Genomic DNA, 19,799 nt, shown 5'->3' with positions numbered 1-19,799 from the left:
TCTTCTGGCTGGACTATCAGCCACCTCTGGTATCGTCTGCAGAGGCCGTGTCGTGTTGGCGGGGCCTCACCTCGCTCGGATCGCAACGCTACTTTCTCGGGGCGAGTTTGGCGTTCGCCGGCGGTGGCGGCCGTGTGTCGTTCGGATACCAGTATCTCACATGGCAGGCTTCGCAAGCCTGATCGAGCTTGGCGCCGGCCTCGAACAGACGTGCGGCGTCGCGCGCGTCGATCGCACTCAGTGCGTCCTTTGCGGCGTCGCGTAACGCTCTGACGCGTTCGGTGAATGCGAAACGGTCGCTCGTGATCTTCTTTGCGATCTCCTCTGGTGTGAGAATGCCCACCACCTGCGCGTCCTCCAGACTTCCGCCAAGAGGGGCGACGCGCCGACCGGGCGTGAGCAGAAGGTTGGGCGCTTCGGTTAGCGCCACCGCATTGCGCCGCACGGCCTTCCATTCGTCTTCTGTTCGCGGCTGCCGATTTTCCGTGCCCGAAGCGGTGACAGTGCTAGAAACCGCAGCCCATAACGCGTCCGCCGAGGGATCGACGATCTCCCGCATGATGTCTTGAATCGACGCGATCGCCTCTTGGCCATCTTCGGCGCTTTGATACGCGGCTGGTTCGCTGGCCGAGGTCGCGATTCCGATTATGAGCGCCGTGCTCAGAGCCGCCATCCTACGCCACATCGCCAGCTCTCCGGGAGTTGTTCAGACGAAACCGATGATTCGACCCATTACACCGACGCCGAACCAAAGCAGAAGCGATACGATCGCGACAGCCTTGCCGGCGAGGGGTCTCTGTTCGACTTTCTTACTTATCGCTCGAAAGACGCTCGCCTGGAACAGGACAGCCACGACCAGCGAGAGCATTTTGATCTGGAAGAATTCGTTGGAATAGTAGCGGACCGGCCCAGATAAAAAGATCAGCACGCCGCTCACGATCGCTGCCGAAAGACCGGTGGCGAGCAAAATGTTTGCGGCGCCGATGACGCGGACCGGCGCCTGCTTCGCCAGAGCGAGGCCCAGAAGCCGCAGATCGACGAAGGTCACCGAAGCGAGCAGGAGAATGAAGCCAAAGATGTGAACGAGCTGAAAGCCCGCTCCGACGAGGTGGTCCGACTTGCGCAATGCAATGCCGACGCCCGTATCCTGTAGCCAACGCAAAAATTCCAGGACTGTCATGTCAGGCTCCGGTTTCGAGATCGGGCGGCTAACCGAGATAGGGGATGAGACGGCCGGCCATCACCACGACAGACCAGAGAACGAGCGACGTCCAACCCGCGATCCTGACCTTGGTCGGCAGGATAGCGCGCTCCGCCCAATCGCCAGCGCTCGGAGCCAGCCGGCGTTCGAACCACAGGAAATTAATCCCGGCGAGCAGAATGAAGACGAATTTGACGGGCAGCGCGGGGTTGGACAGCAGCTTGATGGACATCGCCCAGAACAGCAGAACGCCGGTTGCGAAAGTGGCTATGAATCCCCCGACAATGAAGGGACGTAGCTGGCGCAAAAGATAGAGACCGGGGACATCCCGTAACAGAATGCCGGCAAGTCGGAGGTCGACGATGGCCAGCAGGCCGACCGAAAATGAGAGCCCCAGAAGATGAATGCCTTCCACGAACGGAAAGGCATATTGAGACTCGCGCAGCGCTGTTCCGAAGTCCGAGTCATAGAGCGCTTGGGCAAGATCATAGAGTGTGGACACGGTCTGCCCCTCGGGCGCATCGTCTATCAATAAGGCTTCGTCTTGTCGCCGAGATACAAATGCTCGACGTCACGTTCGCCTTCATGGCACTCGTTGAACCAGAGTTCGTAGTTCGGATCCTTAGCGTGCGCGCGAGAGAAGTTGGAAGCGAGCGTCCAGGGCCGCGTGTAGACGCTCGGATCGTCGTAAAGCTGTTCGAGCCGAAAAGCGCCCGGGCCTGTGAAGATATATTTCTCGACGATATGAACCTTGTCGCTCGAGAAATCACCTTCATTGCTCAGCCGATGCTTAGCGTTGTCGTTGGTGACATCGACGACGAGCGTCGTCCCCTCCCAATGGCCGCGCGAATCGGCCATCCACAGCTTGATCCGTTCAGAAATATGCGGTCTTCCATCGAGGGGAATGATCCGGCTGGTATGGTTCTGATCGTGGAGGAAGACGATGTAGTTTGGATATTGACGAATCTCGAAGTCCTGCGTCCAGAATATCGTTCGCGTGACGCCGCCCGGGACGCAGCGCGCCTGCGGCTCGATGTGCTCCGGCAAAGTCCAAGAGAAAGCCGACGCCTCGAGAGCCAACTGCTTGGCACGCGCCCAGGGCTGATAAGGCACTTGTCGATCCGGCGGATCGACGATCCGCGAATTGCTGAAATCATTGTCCGTCTTTCGCTTCTGGTAAGCGTCCTGCTCTTGGACGCCTACACCGCGCCGTGGGCGCACCAGCGAATAGGTTCCGGCGATCTCGGGCCGATAGAACCCCTGGATGTCGGGCTGCCCATCGGGAAGCCGTTTCGGCGTCCAGTCTTCTGCGCAAACTGCACCGGAAATCGCGAAGCTGGCGCTGGCGACGAGAGCGAATATTCTGTTCCGCGTCATGACACCGCCTCCGGATCAGGGGTAGAAACGTTCGTAGCCGAACGTGTAGCATTCGTATTCCAGCAGCTGAAAATTCTTCTCGACATGTCGATAGAGAACGAGATCGATCGCCCATGGACGCGTGAAGACCTTGGGGTCTTCTATCGTGGCTTCGTATCGGATGTGATCTGGATCGATGAATCCGTAGCGCTCGACGACATGCAACGCGTCGCTGTGGAAATTCCCGGAATGGTCGAGCCAAGTCTGGTCGTTGAAATGGATCACGTCGACGACCAGGGTGTCGCCCTCCCACTGGCCGCGAGAGTCGCCGAGCCACCAGTCGATGTGGCCATCTGGATGCTTGGAGCCGTTCGTATGGATCGTGCGCGCCGTATGCGCATATTCGTACAACAGCGTGAGACCGCCATCGCCCTGGAAAATCTGGAACGGAAAGGGCGAATAGGTCGCGCGTGGAATGCCCGGAAGATAGCACTTGTTGCGCGGATCCAGCTCTTCGCGCTTCTCGTAATTCTCTTTGCGCTTCTCGGCCGCCCACGCTTGATAGGGAATTTCTCCGCCGACGACCACGCCGAGACCGGCGGGCGCATCCTTGCGCGCGCTATGCGGCTCGAGATCCCAGTCGGCTGAGCCGAGCGTTTGCCATAATCCAGAAAAATCCGGCTTGCCTCCGGGCGTTCTCGGAATGGCTCCCGTTGTCTCCGCGCCGCGCGCCGGGCTCGTCATCATGAATGAAAGCGTCGGCGCGCCGCAAAATAGCGCCGCAACCACCACAGCCGCCGGCAACGATTTGCGGACGACAAAACGAACAGAGGAAAGGCGGGTCATTTGATACTCACCATCGGTCGGCGCTGCGCGGCTCACTAATTTTGCGGACGATATGCAGCCTCACCCGGGTTTCCAGTGCCTTCGCTTCCAGCAAAGAAGTCGCGCCCGTCGGGAAGCTTCACCGTGCTCCCCGCGATGACTTCCTTGCCGTTCTTGGCGCGATAGCCGTTCACAGTGACTTCGCCGCCAATCGGAAAGTCATCCTTGCGCGCGCCACGGCGCAGCAACGCATTTGGTGCGCCGAACTCGACCGCCCAGTTGACCACTTTTCCATCGGAGTTCGTCACATCGACATAGACCCAGCCATGTGGATTGGTCCATTCGAGCTTGGTCAGCTTGCCTTTGATGGTGATGGGCTGATCAATGTCGTATTCGGCCGCGAATGCGTGGTGCGCTTCCGAGGTCGATGACGTCCAAATCGTCGCGGCGACGAAAAAAATTCCGGTAGGCAAGTTTTTTGACCGCATTGCGTTTTTCCTCCTGGAATACGCAAGTCGCCCAAAAAAGCGACGACATGCTGTGTCGACCTCATTCGAACGGGCACAGCATAAGAAATCCGGCTCGTCAGTCAATTAATAAAATCGATCGGAAATAGCGATCAGTGATCCCTTCTCCGCCGCTGGCTGCGCTCTCGAGTCGCCCGGCTGAGGCGCTCCACTGTTTCCAAGGTTCATGACGAGTAGCGCGCGGTCGGGAGCGCGACGCGGAGCGTAGCGCAGCAAAGCGCGTCCAACCGCGCGCGCCCGAAAGACCGAGTTCGAACTACTCTCCTGGATGGAGTCTCCCCACGAAAATCGCCAATCCCCGCCCCATGATGGGGCTTTACAAACGGTGGGGAGTCCCCCCGATTGAGGGTCAAAGCGCCGAGCCGAGTCACACGCGAAGATGCGGTAGACCCTTCTCGGAGGCCTTGTTTTCTTTTGCATCGGGCGGCCAAATTACAGAGGTTCGTCGATGCCCGCGCCAAGTGTTCAGGCCACTCGACGGCTCACTGTGGTCGGTCGTGGGGCGTCACTCGGCGCGGCATGGGCCGAGACGATTTACACGTGAGGGTGAGAGGCAGAACCTCGCATCAATCCAGCCTCACCAACAGCGTGCAGCCGAAGTATCTCGGCTGGAGCTGCGGCGTGATCGTCGCGCCAGTCGTCGAGCTGAACGCAGCCCATCCCGAGATGTATCTCGCATCGAAGACGTTCTTGGCCCATGCGGAGATGCTGTATTTCTCGTCGTCCGATCGCAATCCAACGCCGACGTTAACGAGCGAATAGGCCGGCTGCCAATATTGGAACACGGACCATGGATTGGTCAGTCTCGTCTTGTCCTGCCAAGCGAGGTTTATGTAACCGAACCCTGATACCGGTCTATCCCACCAGGGACCGATATCGCGCAGAAACGATCCCAAGGGGTGCGTGTAGTTCGCTCCGACGTTGAACGCCCACATCGGAAGGCCTTCTAGGCGCGTGTTGGAGCGGGACAATGACAAGGGCGCCGCAAGGAATCCCGCGGGAGCGGAACTCGGCGTCGACCAGTTCCAGTCCACGGGAACCGGTCCGTTCGGAAACTTTACGTAGCGAACTTCCGTGTAGGCGCCGTTGAATGTGAACGAAAGCCGCTCGACCGGATTCCATCGTCCCGTATATTCGAAACCGCGCAGACGGACGTGCGGAACGGCTCCGACATACGTCTGGGCCAATGGCTGTCCGTTGGCGTCGCGGTAGCTTGAATCCGTCAGGTTGGCCTGCCAGTTGAAGATGTCGGTCCAATAGAGATTGAAATTGGCGATCAGCTTGTTGTCGAACCAGTTTGTCTTGACGCCGAATTCATAGTCCCAATTGTATTCCGCCTTCGTGAGAAGCGGTTGCCATCCCAGGAGATTCGACTGGCTGCCGAGGATCGGTTTGGCTCCAGTGTTGACCGCAGCGGCTTTCTCGCCGCGACCGACAAGGCCGTAGAGAAGGATGTTGTCGTCGTATTTGTAGGACGGATTAACGATCCCGGTGAGCATATTGCGGGCGACGCTCTGGCCGCCGGTATCGAAGAAGCCGCCGCCGCCACCGCCGCGTATGGCCTTGTCGACTTGGGAGGACGAATAGGTCGTGCTCCATGCCTGCTCCCATGCGAAGTCCGACCCCTCTTTAATCTCATAGCCGTTGCGAAGGCCAAATGTCAGCGTCGCTCGATCGTCGAAATGATAGGTTGTTTGGCCGAAACCCGCGATGTTGAACGTGCGCGCCTTCCCGTCCGTATGCTGGTTGAAACCGGGAAGAAGCGCGGGATTGTTATACCAACGCGCCGCGTCTGTTCCGAAGATCAGCTCGCTGTAGGCCCAGACCTTTTCGTAGAAGGCGAATAGGCCTCCTATCCATTCGAACTTCTGATCCTTCGGCGACGCCAGTCGAATTTCCTGCGACAGTTGAACCGCCGTGCCATTTCCGTGGCTGTCGGAAAGCTCGACTTCCTGTTCGCCTCGCGAGTTGTGCGGATGATTGGTGAATGCGCCCCATGCTGAAATCGAGGTGAGCGTGTTCTCGCCGATCTGCCAGTTCAATTCGTTCGAAGCTCCCGACACCTGCGCCTGATGCGCGCCTTCGCCCGTTACGAATGGCTTGTAGGGATCGAAAGTCAGTATCGGACGCCCGAGTTTTTGGAAAAGCGTCCGCGAAAACGGCGTCCCGAGGGTTCCGTTGGCGTAGATTGCCAGGGAATCGCCGACCGCGCCGGTGCCCCACTTCCGCTCGTGTGATTCCCCTGTAAAAAAGATCACGCGGTCGGTTATTTCGTCCCCGACATAGTACAACTGTCCGCGCACGCCCCAGCGATCGTTGTTCAAATAGCCGGCGCCAGTGACCTGGTCGTGGACCCAACCGTCGCTTTGGTCGAGATAAAAGGCCACCCGGTAGGCCAGCTTGTCGTCGATGATCGGACCGGTGATGTTCCCCTTTTCGATGATGTGGCGGTAGTTGCCGAAGGACGTCTCGAACGTCGCCTTGCGCTCGAACGAAGGCAATTGCGTCCGGATATTCACGTTGCCGACGGTCGTGTTCTTTCCACCCGCCGTTCCCTGGGGGCCGAGACCGAGCTCGAAGGATTCGACATCGTTGAAGTCGCCCCACTGAAATCCGACGGCCTTGTAGAAGACATTGTCGATGATGAAGCCGGTGTCGGATTCCGCTCCCAGCCCCGTGCCGGCGCCCACGCCGACGCCGCGGATTGCCGGAGTCGACGTCTGCGGATTGGAAATGTTCGGCCTGTAGTTGGGAACCAACTGCGATAGGTCGGACAAACGTTCGAGATGCTGCTCTACGATCGTCTCCGCATTGACGATGCCCGCCGAACGAGGCGTCTTCAAGAGCACGCTCTCTTCCCGCCGCGTCAGCCCGTCCTGGTGGGCGCCGACCCTCACGTCCTCGACTTGCGCTTCCTGTCCCATGGCCGATGTTGCGGGAATGGCCGTGATGGCGACATAGGCGGCTACCGACCCGCCCGACAACAATCCGAGAAAACGTTGAGACATCTCTCAGTCCATATTTATATAATACAGATGGATAGTAGCATTGCTACGTCTCAATGAGGCTCGCGATCCCGGAGGATCGAGAGCCTCACGTCCGCAATTTCAGAAGCGTTCGTCAGGCCAGAATGTCGCCGACGACCTTGCCGTAGACGACCGTGGGCCGTTCGGCGCGGCCGGCGCGAAGATAGACGGTCTTCAGATGATCGAGGCCGAGCAGCTGAAGCACGGTCGCATGCAGATCATAGGTGTCCACGGGATTCTCGACCGTCTTCAGGCCGATCTCATCGGTCGCGCCATAGGTGAGGCCATGCTTCAAGCCGCCGCCGGCGAGCCATTGCGTGTAGCCCCACGGGTTGTGATCGCGACCGTCGCCGCTCTGGCCATAGGAAGTGCGGCCGAATTCCGAGGTCCACACGATCAGCGTCTCGTCCAGCAGCCCCCGCGCCGCGAGATCGGCCAGCAGGCCGGCGATCGGCTTGTCGATCGCCCGCGTGTTGGCGCCGTGGTTCTCCTCGAGCTTGCGATGCGCGTCCCAGTTCTTATTGTCGTCGGCGATGCCGTCGACCGGCCCGGACACGACCTGGATGAAGCGCACGCCGCGCTCGACCAGACGACGGGCGCGCAGCAGCGCCGTGCCATAGTCCTTGGTGGCGTCATTATCGAGACCGTAGAGCGCCTTGGTGGCCGCCGTCTCCTTGGAGAGATCGACCGCTTCCGGCGCCGAGCTCTCCATGCGATAGGCGAGCTCATAGGAGCGCGTGCGCGCCTGCAGCTCGGTGTCGGACGGAAGCGCGCCGGACTTGTGCTCGTTGAGCTTCTGCAAGAGATCGAGATTGTCGCGCTGCTGAGCGGCGGCGATCAGCTCCGGCTTGTCGAGATTGAGGATCGGCGACGCGCCGGGACGGAAGGCGGTGCCCTGATAGACGGCGGGCAGGAATCCCGAGCTCCAATTCACCGAGCCGCCGCGCGGCTCGCGCTTGCCGCTATAGAGCACGACATAGGGCGGCAGATCGGGATTCGCCGAGCCGAGCGCATAGGTGATCCAGGCGCCGAGCGACGGCCGGCCGGGCGTGACGTCGCCGGTGTTGAGCTTCAAGATCGAAATGTCATGCGTCGCGCCGACCGTGACGCTCGACTTGACGAAGGTGATCTTGTCGGCGTGCTGCGCCAGATTGGGCAGCAGGTCCGAGAACCACGCGCCGCTCTGGCCATATTGCTTCCATGTGCGCTTGGAGGCGAACAGCTTGCCGGCGCCGCCGGAGGTGGTGACCTGAAGGCCCTTGAGGAAGGACTCGGGAACCTCCTGGCCGGCGAGGCGCACGAGCTCGGGCTTATAATCATAGAGATCGAGCGTGCTCGGCGCGCCATCCATATGCAGCCAAATGACCGACTTCACCTTGGGCGCGAAATGCGGCTCCTTCTTGGACAGCGGATCCACGAAGGTCGCCGCCGCCTGCGCGAGGGGAACCGAGAACACGCCGCCGCCCGGCATGAAGCCGTTCAGCGCCACGCCGCCGAGGCCATATCCGGCGTTGAACAGCCATTCTCGTCGCGTCTTGCTCATGATGTCTTTCCCTTTCTTCGAGATGAACTTTGCGATTTTCAGAAGCGGTAGATGAACTCGTTCGAATTCGCGACCGTATGCACGAGGTCGACGAAGGCGGAGGCGCGGATCGGATTGGCGATGCTCACGTCCTTTCCGGTCGGCACGGCGATCGAGAACTTGCCGTCGGAGGGCTTGGATCCGATGAGCTTCTCATGCTCGTCGAGAAAGGCCTGGAGCAGCGATTTCTCGTAGGCGTCGGGGCTGCGCGAGAACAGAATCTGATAGAGCCGTTCTATGCGCGCGCCCTCGTCGGCTCCCGCCTCGCGAATGACGCGGCCGGCGAGCGCCTGCGACCATTGGAAGACGAGATCATTATTGACGAGCGTCAGCGCTTGCAGCGGCGTCGTGGTGACGTCGCGCTTGCTGTGCGCCTGCTGCGGATTGTTGAGGTCGAAGGTCTCGAGCAGCGGATAGGGAACGCTCCGCCGCGCGAAAATATAGAGGCTGCGCCGATTGATCTCGTGCGGATCATTGGACGCCTCCCAGGCCGGGCCGACATTGAGATTGGCCGGCAGCGGCGGATAGACGGCCGGCCCGCCGATCGCGCCCTCGAGACGGCCGGACGCCTGCAGGAAGGAGTCGCGAATCTGCTCGGCGTCGAGGCGCTTGCGCGGGAAGACGGCGAGCAGCTTGTTCTCGGGATCGGCCGCAGCGACATCCTCGCGATGCGCCGACGATTGCCGATAGGCGCTCGACAGCAGAATCTCGCGATGCAGCTTCTTTATGCTCCAGCCGCCGTCGACGAAGCTGCTGGCGAGATAGTCGAGCAGCTCGGGATTGCTCGGCTTGTCGCCGGCCTTGCCGAAGTCGCTGACCGTGCCGACGATGCCCTTGCCGAAATATTCGTTCCACACGCGATTGACGAAGACGCGCGCGGTCAAGGGATTGCTCGGGCTGGTGAGCCAATTGGCGAGCGCCGTGCGGCGGCCGGAGGAGGTGGCCGTCGGCGTGATGGCGGGCGTCTCGCCATTGGCGAAAGCCTCCGGGAAGGCCGGCTGCACCTCATCGAGCGGACGCTCGTGATTGCCGCCGAAATAGATGTAGGTCGGAGGGGCGTCGGAATGTCCGAGCTCGGTCGCCGCGGTGAATGTATCGGCTCCGCGCGTCGGCTTGAGCTTCTCGAATTTCTTCAGCTCTTCCGTGAGCTTCTGATATTCGGCCCATTTCGCCACCGCCTCGGGCGTATGGTCGGGGCTCTGCAAATCATTGGCGATGTCGCGCAGATAATTGGCCAGCGCCGGCTGATCGGTGACGATGTCCGCTCGATAATTGACCCAGCGGTCGAGCGCGTTCCACTCGCTCTTGGGCTTGAAGATCGAGGCGCGCGCGTCGGGATTGTAGCGCTCCTTGTAATAGAAGCTGGCCTTTTCGCGAATCTGCTCGATGATCGCCTTCTGCTTGTCGAGAATATCTTTGGCAGCTGTCTCGTATTTGGCGAGAGTCTTCTGATAGGCGATCTCCTGCTCGCCCTTGGCGGCGGGGATCTTCTCGTCGAAGGCCGTGTTGGCGAAAAAGGCCTGCAGCGAGAAATAATCTTTCTGCGATATTTTGTCCGACTTATGATTGTGGCAGCGCGCACAGCCGACCGTCGTGCCGAGGATCGCCGTTCCGATCGTGTCCGTGATGTCGGTCGTGATCTGATATTTGCGGCCGATGAGATCACGTGCGTTGGGATTATCCGTGTAGCTCGCAAGGAAGCCGGTGGCGACGAGCGCCTTCTGATCGCCGGGCGCGATCTCGTCCGCCGCGATCTGCTCCTGAATGAACCGCGAATAGGGCTTGTCCTCATTGAAGGACTGCACGACATAATCGCGGTAGCGGAAGAAATTCGGACGCGTCACATCGCCTTGAAAGCCCGCGCTATCCGCGTAACGAGCGAGATCGAGCCAGCGGCGGGCCTGCCGCTCGCCATAGCGCGGCGAGGCGAGCAGCCGGTCGATGACCTTCTCATAGGCGTCCGGCGACGCGTCGTTCACAAAGGCCGCGACCTCCTCCGGCTCGGGGATGAGACCCCAGACGTCCAGTGTCGCGCGGCGAATGAAAGATGCGCGATCGGCGTCCTGCGAAGGAGAGAGCTTCGCTGCTTCTATCTTCGCGAGAATGAAAGCGTCGATCGGCGAACGCACCCATTTCTTGTTTGCGACAGAGGGGGACGCCGGCGGATGGACGGGAAGATAGGACCAATGCGGTCGCGTGGAGCTACCGGTTCGGGCAGGAGCCTCGATGGAATTGGTCTCGGCCGCGAGGGTAACCGCGGCCCAGGAAGCGCTCAGCAGGAGTGTAAAATAAGCTCTCTTCAACGATTTCCGCATTTCTTTCACCCCCGATACTGATTGTGATGAGCGGGCTCACAGGAATTCTCTTCTTGCGCCGTAACCGAGCAAAATGTGCCATGGTATGGCGTTCAATGAGACGCGCGCGCTTTTATGCGAACCGAATTTGTCACCACACGTCGTGCTACGATCGCGCACGGGGCGATATACACCAAAAACCTATCATAGCGATAGGAAATAAGCCGATTTCGAGGAAAAAGCGTCATCGCTTGCAGGGGCGGCTCCTCGCTCATCGGACCGAAACGTTGGGGCAAAGCGCCCACCTCAAAACAACCGGGGAAGGCGGAATCAGTCGGCCTACCGCGACATGCGGGATCGATTGGGAGGGGCCGGCGCGCCCATCGGACTCGTTCATTCGCCAATAGCGTCAGCTTGACAGCATTAATGCTATCGAGTTTATAGGATTAATGGGCCACGATCGGGGCGGCGGCAGCCCGTAAATTGGGAGCCGATAAATGGGTGTCGCCAAGCGACGATCTGTGTCTGTACTCATGCGTGGCGCCTCGATCCTCGCCACAGGCGCCGCAATAGTCTCCGCCGAAGTGGCGCGCGCTCAGCAAGCTGAACAGGCCGCGAACGTGGGAGATGTATTCGTCGACGGATCAGACGATCGGGCGGAAGCCTCGCGTTCTGTCATTCAGGCGCAAAATAAGCCACGCTCGATCGTCGTCGTCGACGAGAGGACGATCGATGACCAGAACATCAATCGCCTCGACGAATTACAGCAGTTGATCCCGAACTATCGCGCCAATAATGGCACCACCTTGCAGTCCTCGCGCCAGACGATTCGCTGGGTTGGAATCGGCGCCTCCGGCACCGGTGTCGGCACGGAGTCCCCGACCGGCTACGTCGTCGACAATGTCTTCTGGAAATATTGGGGCTTCCAATGGATGGACCTGTTCGACGTCAAGTCCTTCGAAGTCACCTATGGCCCGCAGGGGACGGCAGGGGGGAAAAACACCGCTGTCGGCAGTCTGATCATCAATAATAGACTGCCCTCATTCAAGCCACAGACGACAGTCGAGACCAATTTCGCAAATCACAGCCGCGTCATCGAGAAAGTCACGACCACCGGCCCGCTCATTGACGACAAGCTCGCTTACCGCGTGAGCTTTTTCATGGACAAGGGCAGCGGCTGGATACACGATCAGGTGAGCGGCGCTGGCTACAAGAATACAGACCGTTGGGGCGTTCGCGGGCAGCTTTTCTACGTCGGCGATGACATCACGGACCGGCTCATTTTCAATTACAACAAGTCCGACGAATACAACGGCTACAATCTCGGGCCTTACTCAGATACGACCCTCGTCTACGCCAATGGAACGCGTCCCAGCGCGACCTTCGCGCAGAATGTCGCGGCTCGACTTGGCAAGCCTATTTTGTCCTGGGATCCTTACAAGCCTTCAATATCGCGAGAGGGTGTCGACCCTACGAGAACGATCACCGTTTCGAACGAGCTCAACATCGGCGTCGGACAAAATATCTTCACGTCCATTACGGCCTATGGCTTCAACCGAAACGAGATGCGCTATTTCGAGGAAACGAACCTCCTCGAGCTGTGGCGCGGCGGTATGAACACCGCGCTCGGGCAGGGGTCGCAGGAATTTCGTCTGACGTCGCCCAAGGACCAGCCGCTCGAATGGACGACTGGCGTGTACCTCTTCTACGACGACGCGACGAATCAGATGCATCATACGAACTTCGGTGTGGACGCCGCGCGATTCCTGAATCGACCTGGCGCGCTTCCCGGCGTGACGGTGTGGGATTACACCCACGCGCGAGACTTTCAGGCCGCCTCCTACGGCCAAGTCACCTATCATATCGACGACCAATGGTCGGCGACGCTTGGACTGCGTGAGAGCTACGAGATTCGGCAGGGTTCGGTCAGTCAGATCAACCGCTATTATCCGAATGCATCGATCTTCGCGCAAGATCAGGCGGTCATTGCTGCGGGAAGCCGCGGTTTGGGCGATACGGGCGGCCGCCAAAAACCTCTCAATTTCCTGACGGGGATATTCAATCCTCAATACAAACTGAATGAGAATATCAATATATTCACGTTGGTCGGCAGGGCCGAGAAGGCCGGAGCCGTCAACACTAGCGCGAACCCTCGATACGTTCTCAAGAATGGCGTTTACACATTCGATTCGTACCCGACTGTGATCACGAAGCCGGAATATTCATGGGATTACGAGATCGGCTTCAAGTCGAACTGGCTCGACAACCATTTATTCTTTAACGTGAACCTCTATTGGAACGACTTTTTCAACTTCCAGACGCAAGTGGTCGACGGCTCCGCGCGCGACCAGTTCGGCGCCCCTCTTGGCCTCACGACCCTGGGGAATGCCGCGCACGCGCGCATCCGTGGGGTCGAGTTCGACGGGCGATGGAGCCCGGTCGAAAAATTGTGGATCACCTTCAATGGCGCCTTCACTGACGCACGTTGGGTGAGTTGGCCGGACGCCGGACCGCCGCCGGATTGGAATTGGTCGACCGGGTCCGTACCCGCGCCCCAGCAATTGTCGCTTTCCAATACGCGCTGGACGGGCGTTCCGCTCTGGAACTTCAGTATTGGCGCGAACTACGAGCATTCCATCGGGCGCGTGTTCTCTGGTCTCGGCGATCTCTCCAACCTCGGAAGTTTCGAAGACTGGACCGCGAAGCCGATCACCGCGTACGGCTATTTCAACGTTAGCTGGCAAGACAAGACGCAGCTGACGAATCCATGGTCGATAGTGCAATACTGGCAGGGAAGCTACGCGATCGTGAACGCTGGCATAGGAATCAAGACCGAGGACGATCGATACAATCTCAGCTTCTGGGCGAAGAATATCGGCAATGAGAGGCCTTATACCTCCTGGGACCAGGGGACGGCCTCGACGCCGGCGCGAGTTGGTCTTGCACGCTGGGATGCAACCTGGGGCGGCGCGTTTCGCGTGAAGCTCTAGCCAGGGGGAAATTCAGTGTAAGTTGGCGGGAGTGGTACAGCCTTCTGATTTGGCGTAGAATTCGGGTGTCGAATCCAACTCGCGTCATTTCGAAGCCGCCACGCCCGCCATCAACGATTTTACCCTGCCGCATCGCCGGCGGCATCCGCGATCCGCGCGATCCCGATCTCGTCGCCTACACCATTCGCTTTTGCCTGCCTCATGATTTGGCGCCAGCTATGAGGACGGCAACGACGCCTCGGCTCTGCGCAGTGATCCGATCTTCAAGATGGTGGAAGGCGTCGCGCCGTCCGAGCGCGAGTTCGCCTCGCAGTCGCCGATCTCGCGCTTCGAGAATTTGCTGGACCTTGTCCTGGCCGCCATCTGCTTGTCGGTTTTGATGTTCGGCTTCGAAATATCAAGCGTGCCGGCAATCCTGCGGACGGTGGACAAAGTCCTTCACGCCGATTTTCGAGGAACTCCAGTGGACGGAACACCTACGCCATCGGTGTGGCGACGGTCCTCTTGGCGGCTGGCGATCGCTTCGCGCGCAAACGTCTCTTCATCGTCGCCATCGTCGCATTAGCCGGCACGTCCCTCTCGTGCGGCCTTGCCCCTTTTTGGCCTTGGTGTAAACGCCGACTGCTATTCCCCCAGAGGCGTCAAAGAAAACTTCCCGCATCCGGCGGGTGGCGGTCGGCCGTGTCGATGAGAACGGCGCCTCCGCCTCAGGCGGTCGCCCGGGACGCCGGAGCGTCTGCATGGGCACCCGCTGCATGCCGGCTTTTGTCCGAACATGCTCGAGCAAGAGATTGACATGCTCGAGCAAGCGACAGCTCCCTCAACAGGGACGGACGGTGCGGGGCAGGGTGTGCAAATCAATGGTCCGCGAAGCTACTATCGCCAACGGTCCCTTTTGTGGACTGTGGTCCCGCGGCGGCGCTTCAAGTTCCGGTGTAGACCGGCTTGCGCCGGGCGATCCAGGCGTCGAGACCCTCGCGCACGTCGTGTGTGGCGCACATGCGGGCAAACTGCTCCCGTTCGATCTCGAGCCCTTCCGCGATGCTCATGTTGAGCCCGCGCGTCACCGCTGTGATGACGCGCGCCGCCGCCAGTGACGAATGCTGCAGGATGCGAGAGGCCAAATCGAAGGCGCTCGACAAGAGATCTGCATGCGACACGATTTTGTTGACAAGACCGAGCTCGAGGGCGCGTGCGGGGGTAAATGTTTCACCTGTCAGCAGGAGTTCGAGCGCGCGCTTGCGTCCGACCAGACGCGGGAGGCGTTGAGTGCCGCCGAATGTTGGTGGAATGCCGATATTAATTTCCGGCTTGGCGAAGAGCGCCAGTTCCGAGGCCACGGCAAGATGCGCCGCCTCGGTGATCTCGCACCCGCCGCCGAATGCAATGCCATTGACCGCCGCGATGACAGGCTTGGGAAACGCCTCGAAGCGCGCGGTCATGGCCTGTCCGCGGCGACAAAACGCACCAACGGCCTCGTCGACCCCAAGCCGGACGCTGGCGGAGAATTCGTGGATGTCGCCGCCCACCGAGAACGCACGCTCCCCGGCGCCGGTGATGATGACAGCTCGAACGGCGGCGTCCACCTCGATGGCGTCGAGCAGCGCCAGCAGCCGATCGTTCGTGGCGTAGTCGAGCGCATTGAGCTTCTTCGGGCGGTTCAGGGTCAGCAACGCGATGTCGCCGCGCAGCTCGAAAAGGACCGTATCGTTCATGACCTCTCCTGTCCTTGTAAGGCGACGAGAACTGTAGCAAGTTCGGTCTTCTAACAAACTCACTAGTCGGTATACATAATGAACGCGAAAGTCGGCCCAGCGCGCGAGCGGATCATCAAGGCGGCTACCTAACTTTTCTATCTCGAGGGGATTCGCTCGATCAGCGTCGACGCGATCGCCGAACGCGCGGGAGTGACCAAAAAGACGTTCTACTATCACTTCACCAGCAAGGACGAACTGATCGCGGCCTATCTTGCGCAGCGAGATCAGCCCAATCTGATAGTCTTCTCGCGTTGGCTCAGCGAGGCGCGCGGGACCATGCCGGAGAAGATGGAAGTTTTTTTCTCAAGGATGGCCGAGGCGGCCAGTCATCCGAAATGGAAGGGCTGCGGATTTTTACGCACGACGGCCGAGCTCGCGAACCTGCCCGGCCATCCCGCGCGAAAAATCGGCGCCCTGCATAAGAAAAAGGCCGAGCAGTGGTTGGAAGACGAATTCAGACAGGCGGGCATAGGCGAGGCTCGATCGCTCGCCCAGCAGGTTGCTGTCCTGATCGACGGCGCCTTCTCCGCCATGCTGGTGCATCGAGACGCCAGTTACGCGCAAGTGGCTGGAAGCGCTGCGCGGGCGCTCGTGAGCATCGCGCAGAACACAAAGGCCGCATGATCGGGGATGTTCAAAGCCGCTGCGAGAGCTATGCCGGCTTGTAGGCGACGGGGCGGATCAAGCGGCGGTTTTGGTTTCGCGAGCGATCTCGATTCCGTCGCGGAATGTGACGCCTTCGATGAGTTTCGGAAACTGATTTTGTCCTTTCAATCGCCGCCAAGTTTTTGACGCCGCCATCACGGAGCTTAAAAATCATGGGGCGCGCCGCGTCCTGCGAAAGCGCCTCTTCATGCGAACCGTGCGATGCCGCACCGTCGAAAAGACGCTCTCGATCGGGTTCGACATCCACAGATGTGCGAAATGCTCGGCGGGAAAGTCGAAGAAGGTCGACGGCGTGTAGCGATCCATCAGCAGCCAAGTCGACGCAAGACGGCGAAGATTATTTCGGCTGTTCCGAGTCCGCGTCCTGTCGATCCCGCAACTGGACGTTCGGCGCTCTGAATCAAGCCGCGTGTATTGTCGACCGTCGATCAAGCTACAAAAGTCGAGTTCGCGACAATGCGTCGACTCGCCATGCGATTTAGGGGCAAGCTCGAGAGCAAGAGAGTTGGCCTGCTCGGCGCTTGGCTGAAACATGCCCGGAAGTCGGGCTTGTGCGCGATGCAACGTTTCGCTCGCATGGAGCAGAGAGACATCGACGCGGGGAGAAATGTGATCACCGAGCCGTGGAGCAACCACTGCCAGACGGAAAGACAAATCTATCGCCTAAAAGCACTCAAACGAACGATGTAGGCCGAGCGGGGCCAGAACTCCTTCGTGCGCGCATGTATCCAGTTAACCGCTGTGGAACAGGAAGTGAGGAAGAACCATATTCTTGTCGCCTCCACACCGATTGGGCGCTCAACTGGCCGCGCCGAATGACATCGTTGATTTCTGTGTTCCGCAGCGGCGCATGGAAACCGCCCGCTTGTCGACAGCTGAGACGGCTCTTACTTGAACGCGCGGCCTATAGAGCCGTCTATTTTCGATCGGCCTCTTCCTTCCTGCGCCGCAGAGCAAAGAGCTCCTGCCACGGAGCAGCCGTCTGAGCGCCGACCTTGTCTCGGGCGGCGCGGTCGAGCGCGCGCAGCAGCAGCTCCAGCGACGAGCGTGTGCTCGCGTCGAGAATTTCGATACGGCCGAATTCATCGACGGCCAGCTTGTTCTGTACATGCTGGATGCAGACCTCTGGCGCAGGAACGACATAGCCCCCGAGATCGCGGAGAATGCGCGCGAGATCGGCCATTCCCCGATAGCCGCCATGTCCCTGCGTCGCAACGGATATTCCTGAAACTTTTCCGACGAGCGGCGCGACGTCCAGCGGATGCGACGTCCAATCGACGAGATTCTTCAGCACGCCCGGTATCGAATGATTGAACTCTGGAAAGGCCCAGAAAAGGGCGTCCGCCATGGCGATCTGTCGACGTAGCGCGAGCACCGACGAGGGAGGAGAATGATTGTCGATGTCCTCGTTGTAGTGAGGCAATTCGCCGAGACCGTCATAGACGGAAATGACCATGTCTCGGGGGGCCATAAACCGTAACGTCTCCGCAATCATGCGATTGTAGGAGGCTCTTCTGAGAGAGCCGGCTATAGCAAGAACATGTATCTCTGACATTTGACGAGCTTTCCCAGACCCCTATCCGCGGCGTGTTTCCGACAGCCCACGTGTGAAGGTGAAACTACCGCATCTGCCGCGATCTAACGGAGAAGCCCGGGTAGAACGCAGCGTTGCGACATGCGCGCTCGAAGACGTGCATATTCCTAGCTAAGTTGTCGAGAATTGGATATCATCTCGCCGCTTTGCGCCGAGATGCCTCGGGGAGGGCGGTCATGGTCGATGCTCTGTCGAAGATTTCTCCGTCGACGGAAGAGGTGGACGTCGTCGTGATCGGAGCGGGGCCGGTAGGTTGCGCGTCCGCGCTGCAGCTCGGCCGCGCCGGGCGTTCGACGGCTCTCTTCGAACGCAGGTCTGGTCTGTCGCGTCATCCGAAAGCGGGCGGCATCCATGCACGAACGATGGAGATCTTCCGTCAATGGGGCCTCGCCCACGACATACGTGCGGTCGGCCGCGGCTTGCTGCAGCCGGGCGCCGTTCCCACGGCTTTTACATGGCTCACCCGATTGAATGGCGTCGAGCTCGGACGCATCGACTTCGGCTCGCAGGCTGATCGCGAGCTCTGGGCGACCTATTCGCCGGAAGGCCCGTGTTTTTGCGGGCAGGACCTCTACGAGCCGATCCTGTTCGAGGCTCTCGCAAAATATCCTTCTGTGCGCGCGCAATTCGGCAAGCGCGCGACGATCTCCGCGCTGGGCGACGAGGGCGTCGAGGTGGAGGTGAGCGATGAAGAGACCGGCCGCATCGAAAAGCATGTGCGCGCGCGTTATCTGATCGCCGCCGACGGCGTGCGCAGCCCAACGCGTCATGCGCTCGGAGTAGGCGAGAGCGGTTTCGGCGCCTTCGGCGATTCCGTCAATGTCCAATTTCGCGCCGATCTCGAACGACACAGAGCGGGACGCCAATACGGCCTCTTCTGGATCGTCAATCCAGACACGCAAGGCGCTTTGAGCTGGCGGCGCCAAGCCGATCGCTGGTCCTATAATTTTGAAGCGGCGCCCGGCGAAGATCCCCAATCGTACACCGAGGATCGTTGTCGCGACATCATTCGCAGAGCCGTCGGCGATTTGTCGGTCGAAATCGAGATTCTCAGCATCCTGCATTGGAAGCACGATCAGGCTGTCACCGACAAATGGCGCGTCGGGCGCGTCTTCTTCGTCGGCGATTCTGCGCATCGCTTTCCGCCTCACGGCGGATTCGGCATGAATTCCGGCGTGCAGGACAGCGCCAATCTGATCTGGAAGCTCGACCTCGTGCTGAGCAGCGCGGCCGCCGATTCGCTGCTCGATACCTATCAAGAAGAGCGCAAGCCCGTGGCCGAATTCAATGGCGAGCAGTGTCTCGAGAACACGCGCCGCATGGAGGAGACCGGCTGGCTGCTGCACGACACGGCGCATCTGGCTGCGATCGAAGAACAAACGCCGCGCGGCCATTCCGTCCGCGATCGCATCGCTGCGGCGATCCCGCGTCAGCGGGAGCAGTTCTATTCTCAAGGGCAACAATTCGGAACCATTTATCGTTCGGCGGCGGTCCTTCTCGACGGAACCGAGCCGGAGCTCTCGACGGTGAGCCTCTATCGTCCAACAGCGCATCCAGGAGCCCGGGCGCCGCATCTGTGGCTGCGCGACCGCGATGGGCGAGAATTGTCGACGATCGATCTGTTCTACGACGGCTTCGTGCTTCTCGCCGGCCCCGACGGAAGCCAATGGCTTCGCGCTACCGCTGAAGCCGCCGCTGAGCGCACGATCGGCGCGACGGCCTATCTGATCGGCGCAGGCGGCGATTATGTCGAGCGCTCGGGCGAGCGGAGCTTCACGGAAGCCTATAGCGTCGAGAGCGACGGCGCAGTTCTGGTCCGCCCCGACGGGCATGTCGCATTTCGGTCGCGGCGCCTACCCGGCGATCCGACGCGAGCCCTGGTCAGGGCGCTTCGACATTTGCTCGCAGGCGCGTCGGCGACCGAGGAGGCGTCCTCGACGGAGACCGCGCCCGTGTGACGCCACGCCAAACCCCGAGCGAT

General features: G+C 60.1%; 13 protein-coding genes and 4 pseudogenes. 5 read left to right on the top strand and 12 right to left on the bottom strand.

Annotation, left to right across the window (positions count from 1 at the left end; genetic code table 11):
* Positions 1-88: 88 nt before the first annotated feature.
* From METLW4_RS0122370 to METLW4_RS0122330, 9 genes are all read right to left on the bottom strand, one after another.
* A complete protein-coding gene (locus tag METLW4_RS0122370) occupies positions 89-673 on the bottom strand; it encodes a cytochrome c (protein ID WP_018268469.1) in 585 nt (194 codons plus the stop codon).
* 33 nt (positions 674-706) lie between these two features.
* A complete protein-coding gene (locus METLW4_RS0122365; RefSeq protein ID WP_018268468.1) occupies positions 707-1,180 on the bottom strand; it encodes a DUF6644 family protein in 474 nt (157 codons plus the stop codon).
* Positions 1,181-1,208: 28 nt separating this feature from the next.
* The gene (locus METLW4_RS0122360; protein ID WP_026191741.1) at positions 1,209-1,703 is read right to left on the bottom strand and encodes a DUF6644 family protein; all 495 of its coding nucleotides are present in this window, start codon (positions 1,701-1,703) and stop codon (positions 1,209-1,211) included.
* A 26-nt stretch (positions 1,704-1,729) separates the two neighbouring features.
* Positions 1,730-2,578 carry a hypothetical protein gene (locus tag METLW4_RS25880; protein ID WP_018268466.1) on the bottom strand — a complete coding sequence of 283 codons (849 nt, stop codon included), beginning with the start codon at positions 2,576-2,578 and terminating at the stop codon, positions 1,730-1,732.
* 15 nt (positions 2,579-2,593) lie between these two features.
* A complete protein-coding gene (locus METLW4_RS0122350) occupies positions 2,594-3,304 on the bottom strand; it encodes a hypothetical protein (protein WP_018268465.1) in 711 nt (236 codons plus the stop codon).
* A 134-nt stretch (positions 3,305-3,438) separates the two neighbouring features.
* Positions 3,439-3,870: a DUF6152 family protein gene (locus METLW4_RS25875; protein ID WP_051079707.1), complete on the bottom strand. Its 432-nt coding sequence runs from the start codon at positions 3,868-3,870 to the stop codon at positions 3,439-3,441.
* Between the two features lie 605 nt (positions 3,871-4,475).
* Positions 4,476-6,917, bottom strand: a complete 2,442-nt coding sequence (locus tag METLW4_RS0122340) for a TonB-dependent receptor (protein WP_026191739.1) — start codon at positions 6,915-6,917, stop codon at positions 4,476-4,478.
* Positions 6,918-7,029: 112 nt separating this feature from the next.
* On the bottom strand, positions 7,030-8,478 hold the full coding sequence (locus METLW4_RS0122335) for a DUF1501 domain-containing protein (protein WP_018268462.1): 1,449 nt from the start codon (positions 8,476-8,478) through the stop codon (positions 7,030-7,032).
* A gap of 38 nt (positions 8,479-8,516) precedes the next feature.
* The gene (locus tag METLW4_RS0122330) at positions 8,517-10,832 is read right to left on the bottom strand and encodes a DUF1549 and DUF1553 domain-containing protein (RefSeq protein WP_026191737.1); all 2,316 of its coding nucleotides are present in this window, start codon (positions 10,830-10,832) and stop codon (positions 8,517-8,519) included.
* A gap of 476 nt (positions 10,833-11,308) precedes the next feature.
* Between METLW4_RS0122330 and METLW4_RS0122325 the strand changes: the two genes are divergently transcribed.
* Both METLW4_RS0122325 and METLW4_RS28660 read left to right on the top strand, forming a co-directional pair.
* Positions 11,309-13,801 (top strand): TonB-dependent receptor, encoded by a 2,493-nt coding sequence (locus METLW4_RS0122325; RefSeq protein ID WP_026191736.1) that lies wholly within the window; start codon positions 11,309-11,311, stop codon positions 13,799-13,801.
* Between the two features lie 379 nt (positions 13,802-14,180).
* A pseudogene (locus METLW4_RS28660) lies at positions 14,181-14,392 on the top strand (MFS transporter); the annotation flags it as partial.
* A gap of 332 nt (positions 14,393-14,724) precedes the next feature.
* Here METLW4_RS28660 and METLW4_RS0122315 read toward each other — a convergent pair.
* The gene (locus METLW4_RS0122315) at positions 14,725-15,516 is read right to left on the bottom strand and encodes a crotonase/enoyl-CoA hydratase family protein (protein ID WP_018268458.1); all 792 of its coding nucleotides are present in this window, start codon (positions 15,514-15,516) and stop codon (positions 14,725-14,727) included.
* A 144-nt stretch (positions 15,517-15,660) separates the two neighbouring features.
* On the opposite strand from METLW4_RS0122315, the pseudogene METLW4_RS25870 reads away from it, so the two are divergent.
* A pseudogene (locus tag METLW4_RS25870) lies at positions 15,661-16,182 on the top strand (TetR/AcrR family transcriptional regulator); the annotation flags it as partial.
* 57 nt (positions 16,183-16,239) lie between these two features.
* Here the strand turns inward: METLW4_RS25870 and METLW4_RS28655 are convergent.
* Positions 16,240-16,506 (bottom strand): annotated as a pseudogene (locus METLW4_RS28655) (IS256 family transposase); the annotation flags it as partial.
* Positions 16,507-16,623: 117 nt separating this feature from the next.
* On the opposite strand from METLW4_RS28655, the pseudogene METLW4_RS28650 reads away from it, so the two are divergent.
* Positions 16,624-16,955: pseudogene (locus METLW4_RS28650) on the top strand (ISL3 family transposase); the annotation flags it as partial.
* Positions 16,956-17,140: 185 nt separating this feature from the next.
* Here the strand turns inward: METLW4_RS28650 and METLW4_RS26745 are convergent.
* Entirely contained in the window at positions 17,141-17,779 is a 639-nt protein-coding gene (locus METLW4_RS26745) for an NADPH-dependent FMN reductase (protein WP_083919369.1), read from the bottom strand.
* Between the two features lie 215 nt (positions 17,780-17,994).
* Here METLW4_RS26745 and METLW4_RS0122285 point away from each other — a divergent pair, with 215 nt between their 5' ends.
* The gene (locus METLW4_RS0122285; RefSeq protein ID WP_018268452.1) at positions 17,995-19,776 is read left to right on the top strand and encodes an FAD-dependent monooxygenase; all 1,782 of its coding nucleotides are present in this window, start codon (positions 17,995-17,997) and stop codon (positions 19,774-19,776) included.
* Positions 19,777-19,799 lie beyond the last annotated feature (23 nt).

Source organism: Methylosinus sp. LW4, assembly GCF_000379125.1.
Lineage (GTDB): Bacteria > Pseudomonadota > Alphaproteobacteria > Rhizobiales > Beijerinckiaceae > Methylosinus.
The sequence above is the reverse complement of the archived record's forward strand: the minus strand, read 5'-3'. Positions and strand labels throughout refer to the sequence as shown.